At 69.2% G+C, this 7,901-nt stretch carries 9 protein-coding genes; all 9 read right to left on the reverse strand.

Going from position 1 to position 7,901, the window contains the following annotated elements; translation table 11 throughout:
- Positions 1-414: 414 nt before the first annotated feature.
- On the reverse strand, positions 415-633 hold the full coding sequence (locus VM889_13640) for a 30S ribosomal protein S27ae (protein HVL49592.1): 219 nt from the start codon (positions 631-633) through the stop codon (positions 415-417).
- Positions 634-644: 11 nt separating this feature from the next.
- Positions 645-1,001, reverse strand: a complete 357-nt coding sequence (locus VM889_13645) for a 30S ribosomal protein S24e (protein ID HVL49593.1) — start codon at positions 999-1,001, stop codon at positions 645-647.
- On the reverse strand, positions 1,001-1,522 hold the full coding sequence (locus VM889_13650) for a DUF359 domain-containing protein (GenBank protein HVL49594.1): 522 nt from the start codon (positions 1,520-1,522) through the stop codon (positions 1,001-1,003). The genes VM889_13645 and VM889_13650 overlap by 1 nt, the downstream gene beginning before the upstream one ends.
- Positions 1,523-1,591: 69 nt before the next feature.
- Complete coding sequence (spt4, locus tag VM889_13655; protein ID HVL49595.1) at positions 1,592-1,771, reverse strand: transcription elongation factor subunit Spt4; 180 nt, start codon at positions 1,769-1,771, stop codon at positions 1,592-1,594.
- 1 nt (position 1,772) lies between these two features.
- Positions 1,773-2,420, reverse strand: coding sequence for a DNA-directed RNA polymerase (locus VM889_13660; GenBank protein HVL49596.1), 648 nt, complete (start codon positions 2,418-2,420; stop codon positions 1,773-1,775).
- A 232-nt stretch (positions 2,421-2,652) separates the two neighbouring features.
- Positions 2,653-4,764 (reverse strand): sodium-translocating pyrophosphatase, encoded by a 2,112-nt coding sequence (locus VM889_13665; GenBank protein HVL49597.1) that lies wholly within the window; start codon positions 4,762-4,764, stop codon positions 2,653-2,655.
- Positions 4,765-4,828: 64 nt separating this feature from the next.
- Positions 4,829-5,377 (reverse strand): hypothetical protein, encoded by a 549-nt coding sequence (locus VM889_13670; GenBank protein ID HVL49598.1) that lies wholly within the window; start codon positions 5,375-5,377, stop codon positions 4,829-4,831.
- An 823-nt stretch (positions 5,378-6,200) separates the two neighbouring features.
- Positions 6,201-7,139 carry a hypothetical protein gene (locus VM889_13675; protein ID HVL49599.1) on the reverse strand — a complete coding sequence of 313 codons (939 nt, stop codon included), beginning with the start codon at positions 7,137-7,139 and terminating at the stop codon, positions 6,201-6,203.
- 96 nt (positions 7,140-7,235) lie between these two features.
- Positions 7,236-7,901, reverse strand: a 666-nt coding sequence (locus tag VM889_13680) for a hypothetical protein (GenBank protein ID HVL49600.1), incomplete at its 5' end; no start/stop codon positions are given.

The raw sequence follows: 7,901 nt of genomic DNA on the forward strand, positions 1-7,901 counted from the left end.
GGGCCGTGAAACACGGGCACCGTTCGAGAGAGAACGCGGGTCTCGGCGGGGGTCCAGGGGCGGAGCCCCTGGCGCTGGGGGGTGAGCCGCAGCGTCACGCCGCTGCGGTGGCGACGTTCTGCGGAACGTCTTCACCTTGCGTTCTGCGGAACGCTGCGGTGAGCACGAATCCGCAGGTTCGTGCGGCGTCCAGAGAGGGGGCGCGCGCAGCGCCCCCTCTCTGGCACGAAGTGATCCGCGGCGGTCGCAACCGCCGCGGCGGCGACGTTCTGCAAAACGTCTTCGCCTTGCGTTCTGCGGAACGCTGCGGCGTGCCCGACCCGCAGGTCGGGCGGACATGAGCCGAGGCCCCGCCCGCAGGCGGGGCCGAGGTGTGAAACTCATGTCACGGAGTGCACCGCTGAAGGCCCCGACCTAAGCGGCCTTGGCCTTGAACTCGGTGTAGCCGCAGTTGCCGCAGCTCGTGCGGTCCTTGTGCTCCGCGAGGAACACGCCGGGGCCGCACTTCGGGCACGCCTTGCGCGCGCGCACGAGCTTGCCGCCCTCGATCTTGTAGAGGCCGCGCTTGCCCGCCGCGGTCTTCGCGGGGGCGCCCTTCGCGCCGCCCTTCGCGCCACCTTTCTTGTCAGCCATGCTTCAACACCTCACTTCTTCCTGGGCGCGGCGGCCTTCTTCGCGGCCGGCGCCGGCTGGCTTTCCTTGCGCTTCTTCGGGGCGTGCTCCTCGAGCTTGTTGCGCTTGAGGAGGTGGAGGGGCTCGACCTTCGAGAGGGCCTCCACCGAGGGGTACACCTTCGCGTAGCCCGTGGTCTCGCCGTGGCCGAACGTGGATTCCATGTTGTCCACGACGATGTTCTGCTTCTTCGCGTTGAGGATGGCCGCGAGCTTGTCGCGGACGTCCTCGCGCTTCGGCGTCTGGGCGCCCGTGTGGAGGATCCGGAACTGGACCTCCGTGCGCCCGATGAGCGCGTTCTCCTTCTTTCCGACGATTTCGATGTCCATTATGGGGCCTCCATGGCCTTCAGGAGCTCGCGGGCGCGGGCCCGCGAGGCTTCGTTGACGGTGACGACGACCACGCCCTCGTTGGGCTGGCCGTAGGCGACGCGCGCGCCCTCGGGCGCAAGCGCGAGCGCGGGGAGCACGGCGAGGTCCTCCTCGCCGTCGACGTGCACGAGCGTGCCCCGCGTCGCGGCGGCCGCGCGCGCGGGCGCATCCGGCGCGAGCGCGTCCGCGACCGCGTCCCAGAGCGCGCGCGTGATGGTCGCGGGCGGGTTCGCGACGCGCACGAGGCGCGCGTCCTTCGCAAGCGCGCCGACGTCGTCGACGGGACGCGTGCGGTGCGTCTTCCCGTCGACCACCATGAGCGCGGGGCGGAGCCCGCGCTCGAGGAAGGTCCGCGTGACGACGTCGCCCACGGCGACAAGAAGGTGGCCCTCGACCGCGGCGAGGGCGGCCTCGGTCGTGAGGACCGGGCCCATGGGTTTCGCGAGCGCGCTTCGAAGCGCAGGGGGGAGCACGTACATGCCGGGGGTTCCTCCGCGTCCCGCTCTCGGCCAGGCCGTCATCGAGCGGGGCGGGTTCGTGTTCGGGATTCAGCGCACCTTGAGGGCGTACTTGCCCGCGGTGTCGATGTTCATCTTCTGGGCGATGATGCTCTGCTTCGGGTCGAGCACGACGACGTAGCCCGTCCAGTCCTTCGAAAGGTTCGTGGACTTGCAGGCGGGGCACGCGTCGCCCTCGGCGAGGCTGTGGCAGTCGCGGCAGGCGCGCATCTCAGTTGCCTCCGTCGCCGCGCGGGGGGCCGCGGGGTCCGCGTCCGCCGCCGCGGGGACCGCCGCGGCCGCCGCCGCCCTGGCGCACCGGCTTCGGCGCGTTCGGGTCGCGGTCTTCCTCGAGCCACTCGATCTTGCCGAGGCCGGGCTGGCGCATCGTGAGGCCGATCTTGCTCTCGCGCGGCGAGAGCTCGTTGAGCGAGACGGTGACGAGACGCGCGCGCACGCGGTCGCCGATCGCGAGCGTGCGGCCCGTCTCCTTGCCGACGAGGCGCTCCTGGCCGAGGTCGACGTTGAGGTAGTCGTTCATGATCTGCGACATGTGCAGCAGGCCGTCGAGGGGGCCGAAGCGCACGAAGGCGCCGAATTCGACGACTTCGCAGATGGTGCCTTCCACGATCTCGCCGACTTCGGGCTTGAACGTGAGGGCGTTGAAGCGCACGCGCTGGTACACGGCGCCGTCGCCGTGCACGAGGCGGCCCTCGCCGAGCCGCTCGATGTCGGCGGCGAGGACGGTGAAGCCGTGCTTCTTGTTGAGGCGTCCCTCGAACTCGCGGTGGACGAGGGTCTTGACGACCGCGTCCTGGTCCTCGCCGAGCTCGCTCGGCGGGATGCGGACCGTGTCTTCCATCTGGACCATCTGGTACATGCCGGCACTCCTCAGAAGGGCGAATGACGCGGCCGACTGGGCCCGGACCGTCCCCTTGGACGATGCCCCGGCCGCGACTCGGGCGCGCAGGCCAGCGAGGCCGCTCAACCTATTTGAACATTGGGCGGCCCCGGGCGGGGTTCGGCGCGCTCGCCGTGGGCGGATTTTCCGGGAAAACAGGGAAGGGGGAAGGAGGGCGCCGGGGCCCGAGGCCCCGGCGCGAGGGCCCGGATCAGAGGCTCATGAAGGCCACGAAGAGCGCCGCGAAGATGACGCTGATCGTGTTTATGGCCTTGATGAGCGGGTTGATCGCGGGTCCCGCGGTGTCCTTGAAGGGGTCGCCGACGGTGTCGCCGACGACGGCCGCCTTGTGGGCGTCCGAGCCCTTGCCGCCGTGGACGCCGGACTCGAAGGACTTCTTGCCGTTGTCCCACGCGCCGCCCGCGTTCGACATGAGGAGGGCCATGCTGAAGCCGCTCACGATCACGCCGATGAGGAGGCCGCCGAGGGCCGCGGGGCCGAGGAGGAAGCCGACGAGGAGGGGCGCGCCGACCGCGAGGGCGCCGGGCACGGCCATCTCCTTGAGGGCCGCGTTCGTCACGATCTTGACGCACGCCGCGTAGTCGGGCTTGCGCTTGCCGGCCATGATCTCGCCGTCCTTGAACTGGCGGCGGACTTCCTCGACGACGCTGTGCGCCGCGCGGCCGACCGCGCTCATCGCGCGGGCGCTGAAGTAGAACACGACGGCGCTGCCGATGAGGAGGCCCGAGAGCACGTACGGGTTGCTGATGTCGAAGGTGACGTCCACCCAGCTTGCGCCCCAGTGCTTCGCGCCGGCCACGTTCGTGTGGTCGACGAAGTCCGCGAAGAGGACGAGCGTCGCGAGCGCGGCCGAGCCGATCGCGTAGCCCTTCGTCGTGGCCTTCGTCGTGTTGCCGACCGCGTCGAGCGCGTCCGTGACCTTGCGGACGTCCTTCGGCATGTCGCTCATCTCGGCGACGCCGCCCGCGTTGTCCGTGATGGGACCGTAGGTGTCGAGCGCGACCACCATGCCGGCGACCGAAAGCATGCCGACCGCCGCCATCGCGACGCCGTAGAGGCCGAGTCCGGGCGCAGCGGCCTCGCCGAGCACGAAGGAGCTGATGAGGCTCGCGACGACGAGGAGCACCGGGACGAGGACGCTCTCGAGGCCGACCGCGAGGCCCTGGATGATGTTGGTCGCGGGGCCCGTCGTCGAGGCGTCGACGATGCCGCGCACCGGCTTGTAGCCCTGGCTCGTGTAGTAGTCCGTGATGAACACCAGCGCGAGCGTGAGCGCGAGGCCGATGAACGACGCGTAGAGGAAGTTGACGTGGATCTGCGGGAAGAACGCCGCGTGCACGCCGAAGAAGCCGATCGCGCTCACGACGACCGTCGCGATGACGCCCATGTAGAGGGCCATCATGATGTTCCCGCTCTTCGGGAGGCGGACGCCGAAGATGCCGACGATCGAGGCGAGGATCGCGAAGCTGCCGAGGGTCAGCGGGAAGAGGACGCCCGCCTCGCCGTAGCCGCCGAAGCCGCCCGTGCCCGCGAAGACGCCCGCGGTCGCCGCGAGGGTCATCGCCGCAACCAGCGTCACGACGTACGTCTCGAAGAGGTCCGCGCCCATGCCGGCGCAGTCGCCGACGTTGTCGCCGACGTTGTCCGCGATGACGGCCGGGTTGCGCGGGTCGTCCTCGGGGATGCCGGCCTCGACCTTGCCGACGAGGTCCGCGCCGACGTCGGCGGCCTTCGTGTAGATGCCGCCCGCGATGCGCGCGAAGAGCGTGATGAGCGACGCGCCGAACGCGAAGCCGATGAGGGTGAGGGGGATCTCCACGACGGGCATCATCGTGCGGAAGATCATGTAGAGGCCGGCGATGCCGAGGATGCCGAGGCCGACGACCGCGAAGCCGTTGACGGCGCCCGCGCGGAAGGAGAGCGAGAGCGCCTCCTTGAGGCCCTTCTTCGCGCTCTCGGCGACGCGCGCGTTCGCGCGCACCGAGGTCGCCATGCCGATGTAGCCCGCGAGGGCCGAGAAGACGGCGCCGACGACGAAGCCGGCCGCGGTGTAGTACCAGAACGCGTCGCCGGTGTAGAACCCGACAAGCGCGAAGACGATCGTGAGGAGGGCCGCGAAGGCCGCGACGACCGTGTATTCGACCTTGATGAACGCCATCGCGCCTTCGCGGACGGCCTTCGAGATCTCCTGCATGCGCTCGTTGCCGGGGCTCGCGCGCATGACGCCCGCCGCGAGGACCGCGGAGAAGACGAGGGCGAGGAGACCGGCGGCGGCACCGATGAGGGCAAAGTCGTAGGCCACGGGACAACCTTCCTTCGATTGGACGGGCGGCGAAAGGGAAACCGGGATAAAACAGTTTCCACGGCTAACGGGCGGGGTCGGGCCAGACGCCGAGATGCGCGAGCCTGAACGCGCCGCCTCCGCACACGGGAAGCGATCCGGAGGTTTCATCCCGGGGGGGCGCGAACGAGAACGCGCCCGCGAAGCCGGGCTCGACGCGGAAGGTGACCGGGCCGGGGCCGTCGAAATCGTCCCCTCGAATGTCGCATGAGGGGTTTGATCCGCGCGACTCGAGGACGAGCACGTCGCGCGATCGTTGGAGTCGCAGATGGTAGGGCGGCTCACCGATTTCGAAATGGAGCAGGTGAATGTTCGAAACGAGGAGTCTCGACGTGTTGGCTTCCAGGACTTCGACGGCGAGCATGGCGCTCGTCACAACCTCACCCGAGGCGGTGAGGGTCTGATTCGGCGCGTCGAGGTGGTAGGCCCCGTGAACGGTCACGCGTTCCCGGTTTTCAAACCGAAGGGACTCACTCTCCGCTTCAAGGCGGACCACCAAGACGCCGCGATAGGCGTCGACGTTGGATTCGGGAGGGTTACTCATGCCCGATGCCGGCGGGTCTCCCGTGGGCATCGCGACACAACCGGCGAGAAGAATCGTCGGGACCCATATCCAACTGAAGGCTCTAGATATCATCGACTATCAATTCCGATGCCCCAAAGTCCTTCGGCTTTGTGGGCGCTGCAAGGGGTCGGGGTCAGAGAGCCACCCGTCCCGCTCGTCCGTCGGCCGCCGAAGATATGTTCTTCGCATGGGTGCGGACCGGACCATTTGCCGTTCAGGTAGTCGACGTACCATGGAGTGGTTGAAGGGCCATATTCGCTCGGATAGTTATGAATGCTTCCGGACGTTCGGTACTCGGGGCGGCATTGTGGCGAACAGAAATATGCCCATAGCTGCGTGTAACCTCGTACGCCCCCAAAGTCAATGTCGCATGCAATCGCCCCCGGTTTATACCAACTTCCGCATTCGTAGTGATCGACCTTCCCATCATAATAGTGATGGGCGTCGCCGCCTCGCCGGGGGGGAAGGATTTCGCGACGTGGGTCCGGCAGTTCGATGACGTAATGATCGGACCAGGAAAATGAAGTAGGATTGCCTTGCTCGTCGAGAGGGATCTTGAGGATGGGGGGTCGCGCGCCTGCGCAGATGGGGGGCACTCTGAAGGTTCCATTTTCGACTTTCTCGCACACCACGGGTTGGCCGGAATCCGGGAGAAAGGTCATGACGTCAAGGACGACCGTGTCGTATCGCGAATCGGCTTGACTTTTCACGAGGGGGTGAGGGAGGAGTAATGCAAGCACAAGCATCAGGCCGAGGGCGACGCGCATGCGGTGCTATGGCGGGGGGGGGGTAAAAATATCTCGAAAAGTCGTACGTGGAATACGGCGATTCGTTAGGTTCGGCCGCGCCGAGCCTCGATCTCCTGCTTCAAGGCATCGAGGCGGGCCCGCTTCGCGGCCTCGTCCTCGACGGGAACTTCCCGCGTGCCGCGACGCGCGAAGCGGTCCTTGAGGCGCGCGACGAACCCGACCCTCGGGGCGCGTTCGGCCCGCGGCGCGCGCGCGAAGCGGGCGAGAAGGCCCCGCTTGGGGCGCGCTTCGTCCTGCGAAGCGCGCGCTTCTCGCGGCGCGCGTCGGAACCGGTCGAGAAGCGAGCGCTTCGCCGGCGGCGCGGGTTCGGGCGCGGGCGCCCCGGACTCGGCGGGAGCCGGTACGGGTTCGCTCGTCTTCGCGCGGCGGGGGATCTTGACCGGAATCGTGCGAACGCCCCGCTTCGCGTCGGCCTTCGCGGCCTTCTTGAGACGGACTTCGAGCACGTCGGCTTCGAGCTGGGTTTCGAACGCGGCTTCCTCGCGCTCGCCGGGCGTGAGGACGCGCTTCGCGGCGCCGGCCCCGACCGCCGCGGCGGCGAGGTCGTCGAGGAGGTCGACTTCGAGCGCGCTCGTCGCGCGCCACGTGCCGAGGTAGACGAGGAGCGTCGCGACGAACGCGACGTAGGCGAGGACCGTGACGAGGACCCACGTGTCCGTGTCCGGCATGAGGGCGAGCATGAGGACGCCCGCGAGGAAGACGAGGAGCGTGGTCGTCCAGAAGGCGCGGCGCGGCCGCGCGGCGTACGCGAGGACGCGCAGCTCGGCCTCCTGTTCCGCAAAGGGCTGGTAGACGCCGACGTAGCCGCTGCGGTGGAAGGTTTCGCCCGCGGGCGCGAGGCCCTCGAACCGGACGCGGGCGCGCGTGTGCTCCGTGACGAGGGCGCCGCGCGCGGCGAGGCGCGCCCGGACGGCGTCGACGACGGCGGGACCGTCGGCGTCCTCGAGGAAGGCGCGCTTCATGACGGGCGTTGGATCACCGGGCCGCCTAAGAAGGTTGTCGATCCCGCCTTTGAGCCACCCGCGGCCGCCATGTCGCCCGACCGCCTGCCCGCCGGCCTACATGCCGGGGATGTGGCCCTCGAGCGTGAGGAACGCGCGGGAGCGCATGTAGACGTTCGGGATGTTCTTCGCGCGCAGGCGCGCGCGGAGGACCTTGTCGTTCGTGACGACGGTCGCGTTCATCTTCTCCGCGAGGCGGAGGATGCCCGTGTCGCCCTCGCCGGGCGACTCGATGATGCGGAAGGTCTTCGCGAGCTCGACCGCCATGCGGGCCTCGGCGGCCTCCTTGCCGCCGACCTCGGCCGCGAGGGCCTTGAGCTCGTCGACGACGATCGAGGGGACCGCGACCTCGTGCGCGATGTTGAGGATGCGCTTCAGCTCGGCTTCGATGTCGATGTGGAACTGGAACTGCATCATGAGCGCGTTCGCGTCGAGGAGCACGACGCGCTTCTCGCTCTTGCCGACGGGAAGCGTCGGCGCGGCCGGGGCCTTCATCGGCGCGACGGTCGCGCGCGGCTTCGGCGCGTCGCTTGCGCCGGGCGTCTTCGCGGCCTCCGCGGCGCGACGCCACGGAGCCTTGGCAAGGACGCTTCCGACCTCCTCCTCGGCGAGGGCCTGCACGACGGCCTTGCGGGCCGCGGGCGAGGCCTCCTTCACGAACGCGGGGAGCGGCTCGGGCGCGGGCGGCGGCGCGGCCTTCGCGGGCGGGGCCGCGCCGCCGCC

The organism is Candidatus Thermoplasmatota archaeon (assembly GCA_035540375.1).
Taxonomy (GTDB): Archaea; Thermoplasmatota; SW-10-69-26; order JACQPN01; family JAJPHT01; genus DATLGO01.